The sequence below is a fragment of the Chitinophaga filiformis genome (assembly GCF_900102545.1).
GTDB lineage: Bacteria > Bacteroidota > Bacteroidia > Chitinophagales > Chitinophagaceae > Chitinophaga > Chitinophaga filiformis.
In genome coordinates this window covers 1-20,913 of the sequence record NZ_FNBN01000002.1, presented here as the reverse complement: position 1 = coordinate 20,913, position 20,913 = coordinate 1, and the positions used below count along the sequence as shown (strand labels likewise).

Genomic DNA, 20,913 nt, shown 5'->3' with positions numbered 1-20,913 from the left:
GCCAAATCAGATATTAGAATATAATGTGATCATCCGCTGCAATTAGCTCCGTTAGGAGCGACGTGTTTGTAGCGCGGGGTGATAACCCCGGGATGGGTGATAACCCCGGGGAACGGTGACAACCCAGAACGAAACGAATCCCCGGCATCGGATGTCATTTCGGATTTCATGAAAATTCGCACAACATATAATGATTATCGGATATTTGCCATCATAATATCATCACAACCGGAATCTAACGAAATGGAAAAAGCAATCAAAGACATACTGGTAAATGGCGCGCTGAAAGTAAACGGTAGCCTGTGGGTAGAGGGAAATGGCAAGCGATTCTTCGGACCCGGACCAGTAGAATTGCTGGAACTGATCCAGGAAACCGGTTCTATTAATCAGGCAGCGAAGAGAATGAAGATGTCCTATAAGAAAGCCTGGGAACTCATTAATAACCTGAACAATATGGCAGGTGTTCCTTTAGTGGTTACCAGTACGGGCGGTGATAACGGAGGCGGTTCCGCCATTTCTGAGGAGGCCCGTCAGCTGATTGCCTACCATCGTGATTTGAGAGTACGGTTCAGCAAATTCTTAGAAGAAGAGACACAACGTTTAAAATAAGAAACAGACAATGCACATCATGAGAATGTGCTTTTTTTACCTGATCGTTATATCTCATAAGATATAACGAATTAAATGACTCTTATGACCAAATCTTTATTCATCGCTTTTGTTTTGTGTAGTGCAGGTGTGTATGGGCAGGATACTTCTTATGTGCAGAGAGATACTGTAGTGAAAATATTGTCTGAGGTAACCGTATCAGCATCCCGTACCAGGGAAAGCCTGCTGCAGTCACCTGTGAGCATCCAGAAAGCGGGAGAGCAATACTTCCGGATGTCTGCTGCACCTTCTTTTTATGATGCGCTCGAACATTTACAGGGCGTGCAATTGATCACTCCCAGCCTTGGATTTAAAGTGTTAAATGCCCGTGGTTTTGCGAATACTACCAATGTGCGTTTCGCACAGCTGGTAGATGGTATGGATGTGCAGTCGCCACATATCGGCGGACCCATAGCCAATGCACTGGGGCCTTCCGATCTTGACGTCAGCAACGTAGAGATCCTGCCGGGAGTAGCGTCAGCATTGTATGGCATGAATACTGTCAACGGGTTGGCCAACATATCAACGAAGAATCCATTTACCTCTGAAGGAGTAAGCATACAGCAGAAAACCGCGCTGACACACTTGGGCGACGCCAATAGCAGTGTGAAAGGATATACAGAAACAAGTCTGCGTTGGGCAAAGGTGATCAGTCCCAGACTGGCATTCAAGATCAATGGTACTTTTAATAAAGGGTATGACTGGATTGCCAATGATCACCGGGAACTGAATGGGCAAGCCAATGCCAGCACAGGTTTGCTGGGAAAGGATAATCCCGCGCAGGACCCGCTGAGCAGCTACGGAAATGAATCATCTGACAGGAAAACGATCACTCTCGGTGGACGTAATTACGTCGTGGCGCGTACCGGTTATGACGAAAAGGATGTAGTAAATTATGATCTGCAGAATATTAAAGCTGATGCAGGCATCTATTATCAGCTGAAGCCGGGCATGACACTGACCTACCTGTATCACATGGCCCTGCTGGATAACGTCTATCAGCGCGCTAATCGTTTCCGCCTGCAGGATTACCTGGTACAGCAACATGGGTTACAGTTCCAGTCGAACAGTGTAGAACTGAAGTTATACCTCAACCGTGAAAACACCGGTAACTCTTATAACCTGCGTTCTATGGCAGAGAACATCGACCGTAATTATAAGCCCGACGACAAATGGTATGCTGACTATACCACTGCTTTCAACAACGCAACAGGCGGCGGGGCATCTATCGCTGACGCTCACCGGGCGGCAAGAACAGCTGCAGATGCAGGGAGGTATCAACCAGGAACAGCGGCATTCGATAATGTACTGAACAAACTGGCGCAGATCAATAACTGGGATATAGGCGCTGCATTGAAGGTAAAAGCAAGCTTTGTACATGCTGAAGGTCAGGTAGATCTGACAGCTAACTTACTACGTGATGTGAAGGAGAAACTGGGTATGCAGATCCTGGTAGGTGGCGATCACCGTACCTACATTATTGAGCCGGACGGGAACTACTTTATCAATCCTAAACAGGGCAAGGAGTATTCAAATATCCATTATGCGAAGACGGGTGGTTTCATCTCTGTTACGAAAACCTTGTTCGACGGCGATCTGAAACTGGGCGCTATTATACGGGGTGATAAGAACGACTATTTCGACCTGATGATCACACCTCGTTTTACGGCTGTGTATTCACCGGTAAATACCCAGCATTTCCGTGCATCTTATCAGAGCGGTTATCGCTATCCCAGCATCTTTGAAGCCTATTCCAACGTAAACAGCGGCGGTGTGAAGCGTGTAGGCGGATTGCCTGCTATGTCGCAGGGTATCTTTGAGAATGCATGGCTGGCATCATCGATTACTACGTTCCAATCAGCAGTGCTGAACGATATCAATAAGAACGGGCTTACACAGCCTGAAGCAATCACAAAGAATAAAAACATCCTCAAAAAGAATCCATATACCTATATCAAGGCAGAGCATGTGAAGTCGGTGGAAGTAGGGTATAAGGGTCTCTTTGGCGAAGGGAGATTCTTTATAGATGCAGAAGCTTACCTGAACAGGTACGCCAACTTTATTGCCCAGGCAAATATGAATGTGCCGAATACGCAGGTGACAGACTCTATTCCTTTTGCGCTGTACAGCAAAAGTAAACAGAGCCCTTACCGCATGTGGACGAATTCGCAGACGGTGGTCAACAACTATGGCGGAAGCGTAGGTCTGACCTATACAGAACAGGGTTATGTGGCAAATGGCAATGTGACCTATGCAAAACTGAAGATGTCTGACAAGGAAGACGGACTGGAAGACGGTTTTAACACCCCATCCTGGACGGTGAATGTATCTGTAGCCAAAGAGCGTATCATCAAGCACGCAGGCGCCGGTATTTCCTGGAAATGGCAGAGTAGCTATTACTGGCAGTCCTTCCTGGTGAATGGCGATGTAGACGCTTATTCCACACTCGATGCGCAGGTGACCTACACTTTTGATAAACTGAACTGCAGAGCAAAGCTGGGCGCCAGCAACCTGTTGAATAAGTATTATTACTCCTTCCTGGGAGGGCCGTCTGTTGGCGGAATGTATTACCTGACATTAACCTACGGCATCCGCTGAGCAAATACTATTCAATAAAATAGCTTTGCTGTTTGAATGCCAAAAGTTGGCGATTTTATAGATAAACATTTGAGTAAGACTATTTTGACGTAGATTTATTGTCAGAATAGTCTTATCTCAAATTTGTTAATATGGAAGCCAACGAAAATAGAGGACGTTTAATGTATGGGTGTGATGGAGTGACAGTTGAGAACGGGCATTTTAAAGTGCATGCAGTAAGCGATCAGTTCAAAGTAGCAACACCTTATATCCGCAGGGATTTTTATAAAATAACCTTATTTAGAGGTATCAGCAGGTTACACTATGCTGATCAGGGTATTCTGATAGACAGGCCAGCGCTGACATTCTCCAATCCATTGGTACCTTACAGCTGGGAGCCTGTGTCAGAAAGCTGGACGGGGTACTACTGCCAGTTCACAGAAGAATTTGTGCATATACGAGACAGAGCGCGTTTATCGCTGCAGGATTCACCCTTATTTAAAATAGGCGGGAATCCGGTGTGTTTCCTGACTGAAGAACAGTATGCCACTGTGGAAGGACTTTTCAGGAAATTGATTGAGGAAGAGGCTACAGATTATGTACACAAGTATGACGTGATCGGAAGCTATGTGAACCTCATTATTCATGAAGCATTGCGGATGCAGCCTGCGATGGCCGTCAATAAGCAAAGCAGCGCTGCGGTACGTATTACCATGTCATTTATGGAGTTGCTGGAAAAACAGTTCCCTATCAACTCACAGTCGCAGACCCTGGGATTGAAAACGGCAGGTGACTATGCAAAACACCTGGCTATTCATGTAAACCATCTCAATCATGCAGTAAGAGATGTTACAGGAAAGGCTACCACGGTGCATATCAGGGAGCGGATCATTGCAGAGGCAAAATTATTACTGAGAAATACGGACTGGAGTATTGCGGATATCGCATATAGCCTGGGGTTTGATTATCCGGCTTACTTTAATAACTTCTTTAAAAAGCAAACGGGTATGACACCCCGTTCGGCAAAACTGGTATAATCGGGGAGTACCTATGATACTCCCTGATTTACGCCGGTTAATTTCTCTTTCACTATTACAAGACGGTCGTAGAACACCTCAAAAATTCCTACCCCTTTTCTTAGTTTGATAATCTGAAGGTGGCTGTACACAAAAGCCGGAACATTGGTAATAACACTTCCCGGACTTAACTCAATAGTTGCTGGCAGATCGGCTGTTTTAAAAAATTCTTCCATCTCCTGGATCTCTTTGTCGGCATATTTCATGCGGCAAAGATAACCGCGTAGAGGTATTTAAGTGAATTTTTTTATCTTAGCAGTACCATCCTAAATAAAACCCTGATGAAGCTGATAATCAATGTTAAACAGGCGGGACGTAAGCATGCATTGTTTGAGAAGCAGGTCATCGAAATAGATGACATAGGCAAGCATCCGACCATCTTGCAGCAGTTGCAGTTCTAAAGCAGGTCTTCGTCTTCAGCGAAAGCTGCTACACGGCCTATCTGGCCGTCTTCCAGTCTGACTTTTATACCCCGGGAATGGTAAGGGGAGGAGGTGAGAATGTCTTTTACAATACCATATGTCAGCTTACCGCTGCGCTGGTCTTTTTTGAGAATGATCGCCACTGCCAATCCCGGGTATATATCTTTTCTGTACTGACCGTCCATAGTTTTAAAATTCTGCGCGCAAAGGTAGGTATTTTACGCAACCCATATGCCGGATCAGGATGCTAATAACAGGAGCTTCAGGCGATTATTTAAATAAAAAAACATCCGTATAATATTAAATGTTTTAAAAAATGCCTATGTTTGCCATACAACTATTGGGACAGCATTTTTGGATTGTTTGACGCCAGACCTCTGTGAAAAGAATCCTTTTTTCCTCCAGTATTTGTGCCAGAATCGATTATTGCATACTTGTTATGTTTCATTGCTTTGTTCAAAAACTGTTTTAGAATTGTTTGCTTTCCTGATTAATAATCTGCAATGAGGCACATTACATTAATCCCTTAAATAGGAGGATGTTATTAGCTTTAAAGTAGTTCGATTTGTTATACCGTGAAATACTTTTTATCCCTTTTAATCACATTATCGTTCACTATATGCCAGGTATATAGTCAATCTGCGGTAAATATGCAGATGTCCGACTATTACAGGAAGTGGAAAGTAAAACTTCCGCAGCGCCAGCAATACCCACAGTTTGGCGATAGTCTGTACTATTTTGTGAATGGAGATAATAAAGCCCCTGTTATTCTCATTGTTCCTTTCCGGCCACTCGGTGCGGATACGGTAATTGGATATTACGAGCGCAGAAAAAACAATTCCGGATCAATTGTTGCGACTCCACGTACCCCTTTGCTGACCGTGCATGGGAATGTGATGTACGATCTTTTCTATCAGTCTAATGTTGACACCCCCTACGTTCAGAAAGATGTTTATCAACATACTTTACAAACCAGCCTGGTACTCACCTATAAGGATCGTTATCCTTTACGCGTGAACTTTACAACCAGGATGGGAAATTCCTCTCTATTCAGAAACCTGACGGATTTTAATCTTCAGTTCACCAGCAGGGATTTTAAAAATGCCATGTTGGAGCGTGCCAAAGGCTGGGATGCCGGAAAGTATGCGCAGCTGGAAGAACTGGAGAAGCTCCGGGCGCAGCTGGAGGCAAAACAGCAGGAGATCAATAAGCTGAGAGGGTGGAAAACAGATCCAGCGTTATTACAGCGTATGATAGAGGCCCGGGAAAGAGCCTATTATGGAAGAATTAAAGACTCATTGGCAGCGCTTAACAAACCGGAGATGGAAATGCCTGACCTCAATATCGGGAAAAGAGGGCTGGGGAAATTGGAACTGCCCGATGACATGAAAGACAAGGGCGACTCGGAAAAAGAGAAGGCAGATTCTGCATTGAAGAAACTGAGTGCCAACTACGAAGGCGTGGAAAGGAAACTGGACTCCCTGCAGGCAGAGCTGGCAAAATTGCAGGCACTGTATAAGAAACAGGAGGGCATCTATAACAGTCGGAAAGGCGCCCTGGCGGATATACTGGTACGTAGTAAGAATAACAAAGAACTGGCAGAGAACCTCAAGGCAGCCAACCTGCCGGACACTATGTTACCTAAAGGGTATAAACACCTGCTGGCTATCCGCTCAGTCGGTATTGGCCGTACACTGGTCAATTATTCAGAGCTGACAGCCAAGGATATCAGCATACTGGGTGTGCAGGCAGAATACAATCCCTCTTATTATGTCGCTTTTGCCACCGGTCGCGTGGATTACCGTTTCCGTGACTTTTTCTTCAATGAAAACAGGTCCAGGCAATACCTGACACTCATGCGGGCAGGCCTGGGTATGAGAGATGGCAACAATATCATTGTGACTTACTATACTGGTAAAAAACAGGTGTACAATTTCAATACAGTCCCGGGAGGTAGCACGAATACCGGCAACCTGGAACAACGGATCATGGGGTTCTCTCTGGAAGGTCGCTGGCAACTGGATGCGAACAACTATATTATCGGGGAGGCCGCCAAATCATCACTGCCAACTTATGCCAGGTCTGCTGAAGATCATAGCAGTACCCTTGCAAGCGTATTTAAATTGGATGATCATTCCAATGAGGCCTACTCTGTGAAAGCCAGCTCTTTCTGGCCTCAGACGGGAACGAAGATCAATGGTATGTATAAGATGATGGGTGCTAACTTCCAGTCGTTCAGTCTCTTTACTACTGGTTCTTCACAAACAGCGTGGTCTGTCAGGGTGGATCAGCCGTTCTTTAAACAGCAGCTGACCATCAGCGGAAGCATCAAGAAGAATGATTTTACAACGAATTATCAGCAGACAAACTATCAGAGTAATACTGTTTTCAAAAGTATACAGGCTACCTTCCGGAGAAAGAAATGGCCGGTGATCACTGTTGGGTATTACCCCAGTTCCCAGATCACAAAGCTGAGTGATAACAGTTATTCAGAAAACCTGTTTTACAACCTGGTGGGAACTGCCAGCCATTTCTATACTTACAGGGGTATTATGATGAGTACTGTATTCTCCTACACACAATTTTATAATAAACAGACCGATAGTAATTTCCTCTATTTCAACAGCAAGAATATGATGTTAAATCAGACCTTGTTTGTAGGGAAGTTTACTATCAATGGCGGAGGTTCATTCGCTACCAATCCGGAATACAACCTGTATGGCGCAGATGGAAATGTGCAGTATAAAATGAGAACATGGCTGGAGATCGGTGGTGGCTTGAAGTATAATTACCAGACAGTTTATGACCTAACACAGATAGGCTATTCCGCTAATGGAAGAGTCATTATCCCGCTGTTGGGTGAGATTGCTGTTATGGCAGAAAAGGCATTTATACCGGGCATGGAAAAGCGCCTGGTATCCAGTAATAATGGAAGATTAACCTATACAAAGACATTTTAAACATGACCAACATGAAAAATTACCTGCTGTTACTACTTGTTGTATTCTTTGGTATGCAGACCAAAGCGCAGGTTAGTATGACTGCTCAAGTACCTCCTGAAGGTGTATTGGTGAAAGCGCAGTTGTGGAATATCGTACTGGTATCCGTATCTGAGGCACCCACTACCGTTAAAATAGTAATGCGCCTGACAGATATCAAAACCAATCAACCGGTATTGACTGGTATTTCCCGTAACATTACCTTGGCGAAAGGTGCGAAGCAACTGCAGGTGAGCGATGTATCTCCTGTGCAGTATGAATACCTCTCGAATGTAGCTGACAGAAGTCCGAATGGGTTATTGCCGGTAGGTAACTACCAGGCATGCTACAGCCTGTTTATCCAGGGTGTTTCCCATGGTGACCTGATCTCTGAAGATTGTATTCCTTTTGCGGTAGCGCCTGTAGGACCGCCATTACTGAATACGCCGGCAGACCAGAGCGTACTGGAAACATTCAATCCGCAGTTCACCTGGTTACCACCATCTCCTGCGAATATCTTCAGTAACCTGAACTACGAGTTACTGCTGACAGAAGTAAGAAGCGGACAATCAGCCGTAGAAGCCATACAGCAAAACCTGCCTGTATACAGACTGCCGTCAACAAACAACCTGTTTGCCAACTACCCGTCTTCCGCATTATCGCTGGATACCGGTAAACAATACGCCTGGACTATTATTGCGAAAAACGGTCCTGCTTTTGCAGCGCAGACAGACGTATGGACATTCAGACTGAAATCTACACTGGTGAAGAAAGAAACAACAGAAAATACACATATCCAGCTGAGAAAAGAACTGGACGGTGCTGTGGCAGCGGTAACCGGAAATGTACATTTTACTTACACCAATGAGGTGAATGATAATGTAGTGAAGTATGAGCTGGTAGGCCTGGAAACAGGTAATACTGTGATCGCATCCGGCGACCTGAATGTGAAGCCCGGTGATAACATGATGGCATTCGAAGTGAAAAGAAAATACAATCTGCAGGATGGTAAAAGCTACCTGCTGCGTGTGAAGAATTCCAGGAATGAATACTGGCAGATGAAGTTTGTTTATACGAAATAGTTTATAAGAAATATGAAAGTGCTGAGAACAGGTTTAATGATCCTGTGCGGTTTTGCGATATTCCAAACGGCAACCGCACAGGAAGTGAATGATACGGTGAAATTATTTGCCGAAATGAAAACGCTGCAGAGTGTTTACCAACAGAAGGCTTTGTCTTTTGATATCAGGTATACTTACGCCAGCGAACTGCATCCTGAGCAGGTGCTGGATTCTTTAAGCGGACATGCGGACATTGCGGGTAGCAGCTATTACTATCAGTTGGCTAATACTGAAATGACGGCTAATGATAAATATATCGTCACCCTTTTCAGGGAAGATAAGATCATGTATCTGTCAAAACCGGTGGCACTGAATGCAGCTGATCCATTGGAGCAGATGCGGGAGTCATTGAAAACTGCCGGTGTAATCCGTTGTTCTGTTACGGAAAAAGGAAGCGTGAAATCTATCCGTGTTGGATTCAGACAAGGTGGTCCTTATAAGGAGGTGCAGATGGATTTTGACAAGTCTTCCGGCTATCTGACGGCTATGAGGTACGTGCTTAAAACAAGCATGCTGATGGAGGCTAACGGTGGGGCAAATGCGGAGGCGCCGCAGGAGTATGGGGAGTATGCGATTGTGCAGAGCTATTATGATAATTACAAACAGCTTTCTGATCAACAGAAGCGGTTTGATAATACGCAGTTCTTCTACAAAGAGGGAGATGAATTTAAGCCGACGGCTGCGTATAGCGAGTATAAGATATTTGTTGGCTCTCCGGATTTGCAATAGAAAATGAGTAAATATACCATGACTGGCTCGAAATTATTATTGGGCGTATTTACAGTGTGTTTAGCCTGTAACAATCAGCAAGCTCCTGCCGTAAATAATGACACTGTAGCCGTGGAGAAGGCAACTTCAAATCCACAAGCAGAGGGGAATGGAGTTGATCAGGAAATGATGAAAAGAATCGATAGTACCGTCGGCGCAATTAAAAACAGGGTCTATGCAACAAGGACTGCATACTTTCTTCCCAACGGCATCAATGACACTTTGAAAACAATGTTGTCTTTTGAAGATGATACAGCTTTAAGAATGCAGTATTCAACTTTTGAGGATGGTGGAGCTGCTGTGGGCACGAACGACTTGTACTTTGATAAAGTCTTTGGGGTTATTAAGGAGACCCAGTCTGCCAATGGTGCTTTTTATGAATGTATCACATTCGATGGACGATATATTAGTTTTAGAAGATCTATACAGGATGGCAGCTTTAAAAAACTGGATGTACCCGTTGGTGCTGTAGACGGTTTGACGGGAATCCTCCTGAGAATGGCCCACGATTTAAAACAGTTATATCCTGATATAAAATTTGATATTCCGGAGATATCTTTGAAGGGTGACACCAGGCTCAAAACGATAGCTGCTATACCTTTATATGAGACTCCGGACACAAATGCTCATAAAATCAGGCTATTGAAGGATCGTTCAATCGTAGGGTTTATCAGAACCAATGACACCATCGGAAGTTTTGGAAATAAGCAATGGATCTGGTATTTCGTGAAATCAAGTACGGATTCCGGTTGGATTGTCGGACATCCTGACTTTGTGCAGGAATTGACGGATGAAAATGCGGAAGATTAACCGGAAACAGGCCAGTCCCTGACCCATATTCCCGGATAGTCCCTCACCAATCCATCATCATCTACTTCCAGCTCTGCTGTAAATCCCGACCATAAACTCTCATATCTATACAACCTGTCGGCCAGTTTTGTGTATCTCTGTTTCACAGGTTTCACATCCATGGCCGGCAGGTCAAAATATAAAACAGTAATCTCCTTCGATTCTCCCTCAACAAGTGATAAGCGATTTATGGCCAGTGTATTCGTAAATGGGGTGATAGAAATATCAATATCAATACAAGGTTCAAATATCTCGTGAATAGTCCCCTGTTTATCGTACCACTTGCCATCTTGTCTTGTAAACTGTAATTCCTTCTGGATATGACCATGCACCCTGATCAGGACACCAGTTGTTTCCCAGTCAGCATTAGCCGTAATATGATAATGGACATGCAGTGGCAGGTCCTTCACAAGCCCGGTAATGTAGCCTTGTATGTGATGAGTATCATCAGACTGAATATGAAGGTATTCGAGCGTATTATAGTAAGTTCCTTTCCAGACAATCTGCTTTGAGGTCATACGTCGTTTTTCTTCAATTTACGAAAAATCGTGCCGATACACTCAGAGAGCCAGCGCCTGCAATTTACATTGTATATCTGCCGCCCTTTGTAAGAGTGAAGGATCATTGATATAAGACGTAATATCCAATCGCTCACTGATGAGGCTTTCTTTATACAAGGCCTTGAAGTCGCAATATTTAAGCTGGAATCTCCACTGCGCAGACAGATGCTCAAATACTTGCTGGTTACGGTTAGTAAGAAAAGAATGATCCACTACCAGGTAGGCGGAAGGAGGTAGTTGTTGCAGGTGTTGCAGGATGGCGTCATTGTAGGAGATCCATACTTTCAGATTGTGCTCACTGTATTTTCTCAGTAGTTTTTCTTTCCGGTAAGGCTGTTTAAAGTACTGCCAGATCAATCGTGGTAGCCATCCTTTTCGCTCATATTTATGTACACTTTCAGCGTATAAGCGCTGGATAAGTGAACTGACAACGCTTCTGTGGTCACGTAATATGACCAGGTAACGGGCGTCCGGTAGGATCTCCCTGTAGAAGGGTAGGAAAAGGCAGGTGCGTGGATCTTTCCATCCCCATTGCACCTGGCTTGCCGCCTTTTCCCTGATCAACAGGCGTAAGGATTGTTGCTGCGCCTCAGATAAAGATTGCAGCGGAGTGGTAACAAGACCATCTTTATTAAGGTCATGTTCACTTAATACCCGCTGGTGATAATTATAGAAATCTACATCCTCATAATGTCCTTGTGTATTGCCGATGCCGGCTCCCAGGAACTGATCACCCATATGTAATCCGCACCTGTATAGCCATTGGGTAAGCAAAGAAGTGCCCGAACGGTGCATGCCCGTTATAATCAATACATTATTGCTCATGTTATTTGCTCTTAGTTGGAAGCCACGTTGGCGTATTGCGCCTGCTGTAATGCCAGCGACTGGTTAATGAATTGAAGGAATAAATTAGTGCAGACAGTGATACTTTGTTTATCTGTATGAAGATGAAGGTCAGGCCGGGAGGGAACCTCAAAAGGATCATTGATGCCTGTAAGATTGTTTAGCTTATCAGGATGACCGTCTGGTAACAGCGCCCGTTTGTAAAGCCCTTTTGTATCTCTCGCAATCAGCTCATCCACCGCACAATCAATAAACACCGTTTTTACGTCTGTATAAGTGGCCGACAATTCCTTTCGTATCGCTTCATAAGGATTGATAGCGCTGATGATACAAACAATACCATAATTTGATAGGCGACTGGCTACAAAGCCCAGACGACGGATGTTTTCACATCGGTCTTCCTTTGAAAAACCCAGGTCCCGGCAAAGAGATTCCCGGTAAATGTCGCCGTCAATAATTTCGATTGGTGTACCATAAGCTGCTGCTTTTCGTTGTACGTTTTTTGCAATGGTAGATTTCCCTGCACCGGATAAACCGCATAGTTGTATAATCATCGCATATTGATTTACAGGTTGAACAGCCGACAGCAGGTGATGTAGGATAAATGGTGCAGCTTATAGGATAAATGGTGGGTTAAATGTGTGCTCGCAGTGTGATATGGAGGCTAAACTAATTAAATATGTCTAAGTGAAAGGATAATATAGATGAAACCCGGAAATGTGCCGATGTATGGAGGATTTTTTTCACACATCATCCTTCCGGGAACAGGTGAACGGAGGCGATAGTTTACCGTTATACAGCAAATCGTTTGAATGTTTCTTTGGTAATGATCTTAACGTTTTCCGCCAGTTGATCCAATGTACAGCTCATCAATCTGATATTATATGGAAGATTATCATGCATCTCAATAAATTCGAGACACAGGCCACACTGATCTGTTACATTGGAATTTCCTTTGAGCTGATGAAAAATACTTTCGGCGGCTTCTCTGTCATGGCCCATACAGAATTTACCGAAATTTTCATGTCCGTCCATTGTCTTGAGGTGCAACAATATATGAAAGGTAATTTCCATAACACACAACTTCTTTTAGGCTGGTAACAAAACTAAGGACAAAGTTATCACTTTCAGCCCGGATGCGATTATATAGAAATGTGAAAATTATGCAAACTGGTGAGACTGCCCGGCAAACTGTTTCTCACAGGTATTGCAAGGCAGCCTGTTCCTCAGAAAATCTCTGCCAGCTTCGTATCCAGCTGTTCATAATCATCGCCTCCGCTTCCAAAGCGGGCTATGATGATCCCTTCAGGATTGATCAGAATCTCGGTAGGGACTGCATGGACTCCATACATATTGTAAATATCTCCTGGTTGGGGTTTACCGTCCTCTTTGAACTTGTTAGTGTCTAGTCCGCGGAGCACATGACTCCAGATGCCCACACCATCTTTTGCAATCGCTTTCTTCCATTCTTCCGCTTTATCATCATTATCAGCCACACCCAGTATAGTTAGTCCTTTATCTTTATATAAGGCGTATAGCTCTTTCAGATGGGTATTATTCTTCCTGCAGGGAAGGCACCAGCTGGCCCAGAAGTCGAGCAGCAGGTATTTGCCTTTAAAGTCCATCAGGCTGACTGGTTGGCCGTTTATGTCCCGCTGACTGAACAACTGCGCACGGCTACCTGGTGAGCCATTCTGGATCTTCTCCAGGGCATCGGATAACTCCTTGCCATAGATGCTGGTTTGCAACCATGGCGAGAGTTTAGATATATAGGATTTCAGCGTTTCCGGCTTCATATAGTTGGTAAAATACCGCAGTTCTGCTGCTGTAACATAGGAGTCAGGGTGAGAACGGAAAAAGCTGTAGCTGACTTCCCTGGCCTTCTCCTGCAGGGGTAGCAGCTGTTGCCTGGCAGCATCTGCTTTGGCCTTTAATGTGTTTAATTCGGCTTCACTTTTCCTCGCCTGTATAGCCTTGAGATATTGCTTATTGGCGTCTTCAAAGGCCTGGGAGAGCGGCGCCATCTCCGTTTGTACGCCGACCCTGGCATTTATGAGCTCCTGGTAGTCATTTTGTGTGTCGGAGCCCGTTATGGTAGCTTCCTGGAAGGCCGGTGACTTAATATTAATACTCATGGTGGACGGATCGAGGTAGAAATTGATTCCACTTTCCCCATTACCGCTGATAGTAGCTAATACCGGTTCACTGAGCATGCCTTTAAAGGAAAAAGTACCGTTTTTAACAGCACAGCTATCTTCGATGTAGAAGCCATTACCATAGCGGAGGTATACATATCCATTGTCTTTGCCCGTAATAGTGCCGTTTAACTCAAATGGGCCGCGTTTTTCCTGGGCGATGGAAAAAGAGGTTACAAGAATGCCCATCACGACAGTCGTTAGTCTTTTCATAGGGTCGTTGGAATAATGCTTACGTTAAAGATTCTAGTTGATTCGGGGTATCAATATAATAATTATTTAATAAATGGAGAATGGGGATTATGAGTAAAGCTGTACTTTCTCTATCATTTCTATGACGTTAGATACCTGCAGTTTCTCAAAAATGCGCTTTTTGTAAGTGCTGACAGTCGAGATCTGTAAGCTGAGTTTTTCGGCTATTTCTGCCACGCTGGAACCTTTGATCAGCAGTTGCATGATATTGTTCTCGCGGCTGGATAAACGCTGAATAGGATTAGTAGCAGCTTTTTTATTGGTGAAATTGTTCAGTAATGTTTGTTTCAGGGTGGGGCTTAGGTATTTTTCGCCCCTTAACAGGGTCTTTGCCGCATTTTTGATCTCTTCTATACCTGTTTTTTTGGACAGGAAACCATCAGCTCCCGCTTCCAGGTAACGCCATCCAAAGATCTGCTCGTCGTAACTGGAAAAGATAAGGATCCTGATATCCGGATGCCTCAGACGGATCACATCCAGCATCTGGTGATTATTCCCTCCGGGCATGTCAATATCCAGTATCAGCAGATCGAATTTTTTAGTGGACAACATTTTCAGGGTATCCTCGAAACTGGCCGCTTCACTGACATGCGCATCCTCGATGGACTTCTGCAAAATGAGTGTAGTTCCGTACCGGACCACCTCCTGATCATCGACAACTAAGATATTAGGCATAGCAACTTATTGTGTAAAAGTACGTTACAACGGTTAAATAAACAATGAATGGAAGGTGGAGAAGAAAACTTTTGTAGTAAAACTACTACATATTAATACAAGTTATTCTAAATAATTAAATCAAACAAGTATATAAATTTGTTGTATATGAAAACTGTCAACTGACACTAAACAAAACGTACCTATGAACGATTCGGAAGCACTTCCCTGTCTTCTGTCCCAATACCAATACACAATTAATTTCAGAATGAGATCATTTCTTCGTAAGTGCCTGGGCAGCATATTTATATGCTTTTTGCTCAGTAGTTCTTTATATGCCCAGACAGGACCAGCCGGTGTAAATAGCGGAGCTGTGTTGTGGCTGGACGCCTCCGACGTACTGGCAGGGGGAACTGCTCCGGCTTATGGCACAACACTGTCTACCTGGTATGATAAGTCAGGTGGCGGGCATAATGCAGTCAGCTCTGGCGCTAACGCAGTGAAATATAATAGTGGCGGTGCAAACGACCGCCCGGTTGTCAATTTTACCCGGACTTCGGCATCTGCTGGTTCGGGCATGACAGTTTCCGGATTGGATATCAGGGCAGTGACTTCACCTGATGTCACCATCTTCGCAGTGTACCGGCCAGGTACGAACGATGGCAATGCACAGGCAGTTTGGGGAAATGATAATGGCAGCCAGCAACGCTATTTTAATAATAAGGCGGCTACTGGTACTACTGATGCCAGTCTGAATACAGGGGGAACGGCCGTCGTCATACCCGGAGGTGCAAAAGCTGGAGAAACGCGGCTTGTCACAGCCGTCTATAGTAGTGGCGCTAATGCATCTGCAGCTTACCTTAACGGGAAGCTGATTTCTGCATTTACGGACCAGACAGCCAGCGCTTCTGGTCTTTCTACTTTTAAGATAGGTCTGGATGGTGATAATAATTATTATAATGGCGATATCAGTGAACTGATTGTATATAACAGGAAACTGACTGCCTGTGAAATAGAAAAGATCAATATTTACCTCGCTGCTAAATATGCAACGGATTTTACCGATATGGCGTCTAACTATACCCTTGGTATCCCTTACAATAACGATATCAACGGTGTGGGTGTACGTACTTCAGCCTGTGGAGGCACTTATAATATCAGTGCCTCTTTCAGTGGTATCCTGTCAGTTACCAACCCTTCCGCGACCAATACCGGCGTAGTATTAAGCTTCGGCGACGACCGTGGAGGATATGGCAGTTCTTCCCAGACGCCATCTTCTTATACCTCCAGGTTGCAGCAGGTATGGCGTGCAGACCTGAACGGAAATATCGGTACGGTGGATGTCTGCTTCGAACTGACCGGATTGGGTATTGACGTTTCCAACTCGGGCAACTTTGCCCTGCTGATCGACAAGGACGGCGATTTCAGTAACGCTACTGTTGTCAGCACTGGCGTTACCATCCTGGTAAACAGGGTATGTATTTCTGGTGTAAACCTTACTAAGGGCGACTACTTTACCTTAGCTACAAGGGCTGCTACCAGTACTGCTTCCGAAATCACTTCTACGAATGAAGGTATTCAGCAGAAATCATTATTTACTGCCGCAACCGTCGTTGATGATCAGATCCTTGTAAAAGGAAGCTCCAGTATCACAGATGGAAAGGTGTATATAGAATCAGGTTTTGTTTCCGGAGATGTGATCTCATGGGGTACATTACCTACCGGGGTAACAGGTGCATATAATACTACCACCGGGGTGGCTACCTTTACCGGTACTGCTTCGGCAACTGCCTGGCAGGCCTTTTACCGTACCGTCATGTTCAACACTACCAGTGGAACTACCGCCAATAGAACTATTCGTTTTGTATTGGGTAACGCAGTGACTTATACGGTTGGTACCAAGCCCCATTATTACGAATATATTACCACTCCTATGAGCTGGACCGCAGCAAAAACAGCTGCGGAAGCCCGTACATTATATGGTCTTCAGGGGTACCTGGCGACTATCACCGCGCAGATTGAAAATGACTTCATTACATCCAAGCTCTCCAGCGATGGTTGGGTAGGAGGTACCTGTAACTATACGCTGATAAATACTACGGTGGGCAGTACTGTATATAATAACCAGAACCAGGCCTACGGTAATTATTATTGGGTAACAGGTCCTGAGAAGGGAACAGCTATTTCAACAGGATTGAATAATCCTGTGGCAGTGGGTTCTGCCTATATGAAGTGGAACGCGGGTGAACCGAATAACTATCAGAGCACTGACGAAGAATACATGCAGTTGTATTCCACGAATCAGGGTAAATGGAATGACCTTCCGAATACTTCGAATCTGGGATATGTAGTGGAATACGGCGGATATGCGTCTGACCCGGTACTGAATATCGACTATAGCAGGGTGATGGTAAATGCACCGCCGGCTCCTGTTATTACTTCTTTCTCTACCGATAATGGGCTTAGTACAACAGATAATATCACCAATGATAACACACTGACTTTCAGTGGAACAGGGCAGGCTTCCGCTACTATTACGGTATACAGGGCTGATGTAGGTTCGATAGGCACTGCTACTGTCAAAGGTTCCGGCAACTGGACCTTTGACTATACCGGTACTTCATTGGCAGATGGTACATATGCCTTCACTGCAACCGCTACTACCGGCAGCAATACAAGTGCTGCCAGCGCGACTTATACAATAACAATAGACCGGACCGCACCTTTCAAACCAGGACAACCCGCTTTAGCATCGGGTAGTGGAAATGCATCGAATGATGTTACACCTGACCTGACCGGTTCTGCAGAACCAGGTTCCCTGGTGACAGTATATGATGGCGCTACACAGATAGGTACGGCTACTACCAATGCATCTGGTCAATGGACGCTGACAGCGCCCACGCTGAGTACCTCATTACATAATATTACGGTGACTGCAACAGATGTTGCGGGCAATGTGAGTGTCAGCAGTGATCCGTTCCCGCTGACGATAGATGTTACTGCACCGGCTACCCCGGCCGCTCCGACGCTGGTAGGTGGTGTTGCAGGTGTGACCAACGACAATACGCCTACTATCATAGGTAAAGCGGAAGCTAATAGCACTGTAACGGTCTATAATGGAGGTGTTAGTGCCGGTACCGCCAAGGCAGATAATAATGGGGATTATATCTTTACTTTCCCTGTACTCGCCGACGGGCCTTATACTGTAAAAGTAACCGCTACCGATGCGGCAGGTAATACCAGCGCACAAAGTCCGGCGTTGAACTTTACAGTAGATACCCAGGCGCCTGCTGTGCCGACCGTCACTACTGCACAGACGCCAACAAATGATAATACGCCTACTGTAACCGGTGTAACAGATCCTAACAGCACTGTGACAATTTATAAAGATGGCGTGGCTGTAGGTACTACTACCGCGAATGCTTCCGGCAACTATACTTACACTTTTTCTACCTTGCCTGACGCTACTTATAGCATCACTGCAACTGCCAGCGATGCTATTGGCAATACCAGTGCGCAAAGCAGTCCGCTAAACATTACGGTAGATGCTACTGCTCCTAATGCACCGGTTATTGCTACTAATAAGTTGATTACTAATAATAACACGCCTACTATAACAGGTACTGCAGAAGCGAATAGCACAGTAACTATTTACAGGGGCGGCGTTGCTGTGGCTACAACTACAGCTAATGCCAGCGGTAATTTCTCTTATACATTCAGCCCTGCCTTAGCGGATAATGTATATGCTGTCACGGCCACTGCTAAAGATGCAGCGGGCAATACCAGCCCACAGAGTAATGTACTGAACATTACCATTGATACCCAGGCGCCTCCTGCTCCGGTTGTATCAGCTGTTGCAACTCCGGCAAATGACAACACGCCAACAGTCACCGGTTCCGCTGAGCCTAACAGCACAGTCACTATTTATCATGACGGTGTGTTGGCTGGTACAACTACCGCCAATGCCAGCGGCGCCTATAACTATACATTCACTTCATCACTAGCTGACGGTCTGCGTGGCATAACAGCTACCGCTACAGATGCAGCAGGTAATAGTGGTCCGCAGAGTGCTGCCTTGAATATCCTGATCGATACGCAGGCGCCGGGTGTACCGACTATTACTACTGCTCAAACGCCAACGAATGACAATACACCGACTGTAACCGGTACAGCGGAAGTTGGTAGCACCGTAACTATATATATAGATGGTAGTGCTGCAGGAACAACTACTGCTGATGGCAGTGGTAATTATACCTTCACTGTACCAACAGCGTTGTCTGACGGTACGCATGCATTTACGGCTACCGCGAAAGATGGCGTAGGTAATACGAGTGCATCAAGTGCTCCCCTGAATATCGCTATTGATACCCAGGCGCCGGCAGTACCTACTATCACCACTGCCCAGACACTGACTGCAGACAATACCCCAACTGTAACCGGTACAACAGATGCTAACAGCACTGTAACCATATATGTAGATGGTTCCGCAGTAGGTACAACTACTGCTAACGCGGGCGGTAACTATACCTTTACTGTGCCGACAGCCTTGTCTGACGGTACACATGCGTTCACGGCTACCGCTACTGATGCTTTAGGCAATACAAGCGCGCCAAGTGCTGCTCTGAACATCACAGTAGATACACAAGCGCCGGCTAAGCCAACCATTACTACTGCTCAGACATTGACCAGCGACAATACACCGACTGTAACTGGTACAGCGGAAGCTAACAGCACGGTAACTATATATGTAGATGGTTCTGCTGTAGGTACAACAACTGCTAATACCAGTGGTAATTATACCTTCACTGTGCCGACAGCTTTATCTGATGGTTCACATGCATTTACGGCTACTGCTACAGATGCTGTAGGTAATGTTAGCGTGCCAAGTGCTGCTCTGAATATCACTATTGATACGCAGGCGCCTCCAGCACCAACTATCACTACCGCTCAGACATCGACTAATGATAATACGCCAACTATAACTGGCACTGCTGAAGCTAACAGCACTGTAACTATCTATGTAGATGGTTCTGCAGTAGGCACCACTACCGCCAATGGCAGTGGTAACTACACCTTCACCGTACCGACGGCCCTTTCTGACGGCACACAGGCATTTACTGCTACTGCTACAGATGCGGTTGGTAATACCAGCGCACCAAGCGCAGCCCTGAATATTACTATTGATACCCAGGCGCCGCCAGCACCAACTATCACCACCGCTCAGACACTGACGAATGATAATACACCAACTGTAACTGGTACTGCAGAAGCCAACAGTACTGTCACTATATATAAGGATGGCGCCGTTGTAGCTACAGTATCTGCTGATGCCAGTGGTAATTATACTTATACCTTTACTGCGTCACTGCCTGACGGATCTTATGCGCTGACTGCCACTGCTACCGATGCCGTAGGTAATACCAGTGTGCCAAGTGCTACGCTGAATATCACTATTGATACGCAGAAACCTATAGTACCAACGATCAGTACTGCCCAGACACTGACTAGTGATAATACGCCAACTGTAACGGGTACAGCGGAAGCTAACAGCACTGTAACTATATATGTAGATGGCAGTGCAGTAGGTACAACTACCGCTAATGCCAGTGGTAATTATACGTTTACAGTACCAACCGCTTTAGCAGACGGTACACATGCATTCACTGCTACAGCCACTGATGCTGTAGGTAATGTGAGTGCTCCAAGTGCTACGCTGAATATCACCATCGATACGCAGAAGCCGACAGTACCAACTATTACTACTGCTCAAACACTGACTAGTGATAATACACCAACAGTAACTGGAACTGCAGAAGCTAATAGTACTGTAACTATATATGTAGATGGATCTGCCGTAGGTACAACTACGGCTAATGCTAGTGGTAACTATGCCTTCACGGTGCCAACAGCCCTGGCTGACGGTACACATGCCTTCACTGCTACCGCTACAGACGCTGTAGGTAATGTTAG

General features: G+C 45.2%; 16 protein-coding genes. 8 read left to right on the top strand and 8 right to left on the bottom strand.

Translation table 11 applies throughout. The annotated features are described in order from the left end of the window. Positions 1 to 243 precede the first annotated feature (243 nt). The 3 genes from BLR32_RS06985 (at position 244) to BLR32_RS06975 (ending at position 4,262) form a co-directional block, all read left to right on the top strand. Positions 244 to 609 carry a winged helix-turn-helix domain-containing protein gene (locus BLR32_RS06985; protein WP_089830029.1) on the top strand — a complete coding sequence of 122 codons (366 nt, stop codon included), beginning with the start codon at positions 244 to 246 and terminating at the stop codon, positions 607 to 609. Positions 610 to 693: 84 nt separating this feature from the next. Further along, complete coding sequence (locus BLR32_RS06980) at positions 694 to 3,246, top strand: TonB-dependent receptor domain-containing protein (protein WP_089830027.1); 2,553 nt, start codon at positions 694 to 696, stop codon at positions 3,244 to 3,246. A gap of 131 nt (positions 3,247 to 3,377) precedes the next feature. Beyond that, positions 3,378 to 4,262 carry a helix-turn-helix domain-containing protein gene (locus BLR32_RS06975; RefSeq protein WP_089830025.1) on the top strand — a complete coding sequence of 295 codons (885 nt, stop codon included), beginning with the start codon at positions 3,378 to 3,380 and terminating at the stop codon, positions 4,260 to 4,262. 11 nt (positions 4,263 to 4,273) lie between these two features. On the opposite strand, the gene BLR32_RS06970 is transcribed toward BLR32_RS06975, so the two are convergent. Beyond that, positions 4,274 to 4,507 (bottom strand): DUF6965 family protein, encoded by a 234-nt coding sequence (locus tag BLR32_RS06970; RefSeq protein ID WP_089830023.1) that lies wholly within the window; start codon positions 4,505 to 4,507, stop codon positions 4,274 to 4,276. Between the two features lie 191 nt (positions 4,508 to 4,698). After that, a complete protein-coding gene (locus BLR32_RS06965; RefSeq protein WP_089830021.1) occupies positions 4,699 to 4,908 on the bottom strand; it encodes a YwbE family protein in 210 nt (69 codons plus the stop codon). A gap of 465 nt (positions 4,909 to 5,373) precedes the next feature. Between BLR32_RS06965 and BLR32_RS06960 the strand changes: the two genes are divergently transcribed. Genes BLR32_RS06960 through BLR32_RS06945 form a run of 4 tightly spaced genes read left to right on the top strand, consistent with a single transcriptional unit; the run spans position 5,374 to position 10,400 of the window. Next, positions 5,374 to 7,683, top strand: coding sequence for a hypothetical protein (locus BLR32_RS06960; protein ID WP_089830019.1), 2,310 nt, complete (start codon positions 5,374 to 5,376; stop codon positions 7,681 to 7,683). 11 nt (positions 7,684 to 7,694) lie between these two features. Continuing rightward, complete coding sequence (locus BLR32_RS06955; protein WP_143011380.1) at positions 7,695 to 8,783, top strand: hypothetical protein; 1,089 nt, start codon at positions 7,695 to 7,697, stop codon at positions 8,781 to 8,783. A 12-nt stretch (positions 8,784 to 8,795) separates the two neighbouring features. After that, the gene (locus tag BLR32_RS06950; RefSeq protein WP_089830016.1) at positions 8,796 to 9,551 is read left to right on the top strand and encodes a LolA3 family protein; all 756 of its coding nucleotides are present in this window, start codon (positions 8,796 to 8,798) and stop codon (positions 9,549 to 9,551) included. Between the two features lie 18 nt (positions 9,552 to 9,569). Then, positions 9,570 to 10,400 (top strand): hypothetical protein, encoded by an 831-nt coding sequence (locus BLR32_RS06945; RefSeq protein WP_143011379.1) that lies wholly within the window; start codon positions 9,570 to 9,572, stop codon positions 10,398 to 10,400. Here BLR32_RS06945 and BLR32_RS06940 read toward each other — a convergent pair. From BLR32_RS06940 to BLR32_RS06915, 6 genes are all read right to left on the bottom strand, one after another. Continuing rightward, a complete protein-coding gene (locus BLR32_RS06940; RefSeq protein ID WP_089830011.1) occupies positions 10,397 to 10,957 on the bottom strand; it encodes a putative glycolipid-binding domain-containing protein in 561 nt (186 codons plus the stop codon). The genes BLR32_RS06945 and BLR32_RS06940 overlap by 4 nt on opposite strands. A gap of 42 nt (positions 10,958 to 10,999) precedes the next feature. Next, positions 11,000 to 11,824, bottom strand: a complete 825-nt coding sequence (locus BLR32_RS06935) for a sulfotransferase (RefSeq protein WP_089830008.1) — start codon at positions 11,822 to 11,824, stop codon at positions 11,000 to 11,002. A gap of 11 nt (positions 11,825 to 11,835) precedes the next feature. After that, a complete protein-coding gene (cysC, locus tag BLR32_RS06930; RefSeq protein ID WP_089830006.1) occupies positions 11,836 to 12,396 on the bottom strand; it encodes an adenylyl-sulfate kinase in 561 nt (186 codons plus the stop codon). Positions 12,397 to 12,634: 238 nt separating this feature from the next. Further along, positions 12,635 to 12,916, bottom strand: coding sequence for a hypothetical protein (locus BLR32_RS06925; RefSeq protein WP_089830004.1), 282 nt, complete (start codon positions 12,914 to 12,916; stop codon positions 12,635 to 12,637). A gap of 152 nt (positions 12,917 to 13,068) precedes the next feature. Beyond that, complete coding sequence (locus BLR32_RS06920) at positions 13,069 to 14,250, bottom strand: AhpC/TSA family protein (protein WP_089830002.1); 1,182 nt, start codon at positions 14,248 to 14,250, stop codon at positions 13,069 to 13,071. An 87-nt stretch (positions 14,251 to 14,337) separates the two neighbouring features. Beyond that, positions 14,338 to 14,964, bottom strand: a complete 627-nt coding sequence (locus BLR32_RS06915; protein WP_089830000.1) for a response regulator — start codon at positions 14,962 to 14,964, stop codon at positions 14,338 to 14,340. Between the two features lie 247 nt (positions 14,965 to 15,211). Between BLR32_RS06915 and BLR32_RS06910 the strand changes: the two genes are divergently transcribed. Continuing rightward, on the top strand, positions 15,212 to 20,913 hold a 5,702-nt coding region (locus BLR32_RS06910), incomplete at its 3' end, for an Ig-like domain-containing protein (RefSeq protein WP_245705373.1).

Bases quoted from the DNA above. Each gene is read 5' to 3' on its own strand.
- BLR32_RS06965 (WP_089830021.1), bottom strand. From the start codon at position 4,908: ATGGACGGTCAGTACAGAAAAGATATATACCCGGGATTGGCAGTGGCG.
- BLR32_RS06920 (WP_089830002.1), bottom strand. From the start codon at position 14,250: ATGAAAAGACTAACGACTGTCGTGATGGGCATTCTTGTAACCTCTTTT.
- BLR32_RS06950 (WP_089830016.1), top strand. From the start codon at position 8,796: ATGAAAGTGCTGAGAACAGGTTTAATGATCCTGTGCGGTTTTGCGATA.
- BLR32_RS06970 (WP_089830023.1), bottom strand. From the start codon at position 4,507: ATGAAATATGCCGACAAAGAGATCCAGGAGATGGAAGAATTTTTTAAA.
- BLR32_RS06935 (WP_089830008.1), bottom strand. From the start codon at position 11,824: ATGAGCAATAATGTATTGATTATAACGGGCATGCACCGTTCGGGCACT.
- BLR32_RS06975 (WP_089830025.1), top strand. From the start codon at position 3,378: ATGGAAGCCAACGAAAATAGAGGACGTTTAATGTATGGGTGTGATGGA.
- BLR32_RS06945 (WP_143011379.1), top strand. From the start codon at position 9,570: ATGACTGGCTCGAAATTATTATTGGGCGTATTTACAGTGTGTTTAGCC.
- BLR32_RS06980 (WP_089830027.1), top strand. From the start codon at position 694: ATGACCAAATCTTTATTCATCGCTTTTGTTTTGTGTAGTGCAGGTGTG.
- BLR32_RS06960 (WP_089830019.1), top strand. From the start codon at position 5,374: ATGCAGATGTCCGACTATTACAGGAAGTGGAAAGTAAAACTTCCGCAG.
- BLR32_RS06955 (WP_143011380.1), top strand. From the start codon at position 7,695: ATGAAAAATTACCTGCTGTTACTACTTGTTGTATTCTTTGGTATGCAG.
- BLR32_RS06985 (WP_089830029.1), top strand. From the start codon at position 244: ATGGAAAAAGCAATCAAAGACATACTGGTAAATGGCGCGCTGAAAGTA.
- BLR32_RS06925 (WP_089830004.1), bottom strand. From the start codon at position 12,916: ATGGAAATTACCTTTCATATATTGTTGCACCTCAAGACAATGGACGGA.
- cysC (WP_089830006.1), bottom strand. From the start codon at position 12,396: ATGATTATACAACTATGCGGTTTATCCGGTGCAGGGAAATCTACCATT.
- BLR32_RS06940 (WP_089830011.1), bottom strand. From the start codon at position 10,957: ATGACCTCAAAGCAGATTGTCTGGAAAGGAACTTACTATAATACGCTC.
- BLR32_RS06915 (WP_089830000.1), bottom strand. From the start codon at position 14,964: ATGCCTAATATCTTAGTTGTCGATGATCAGGAGGTGGTCCGGTACGGA.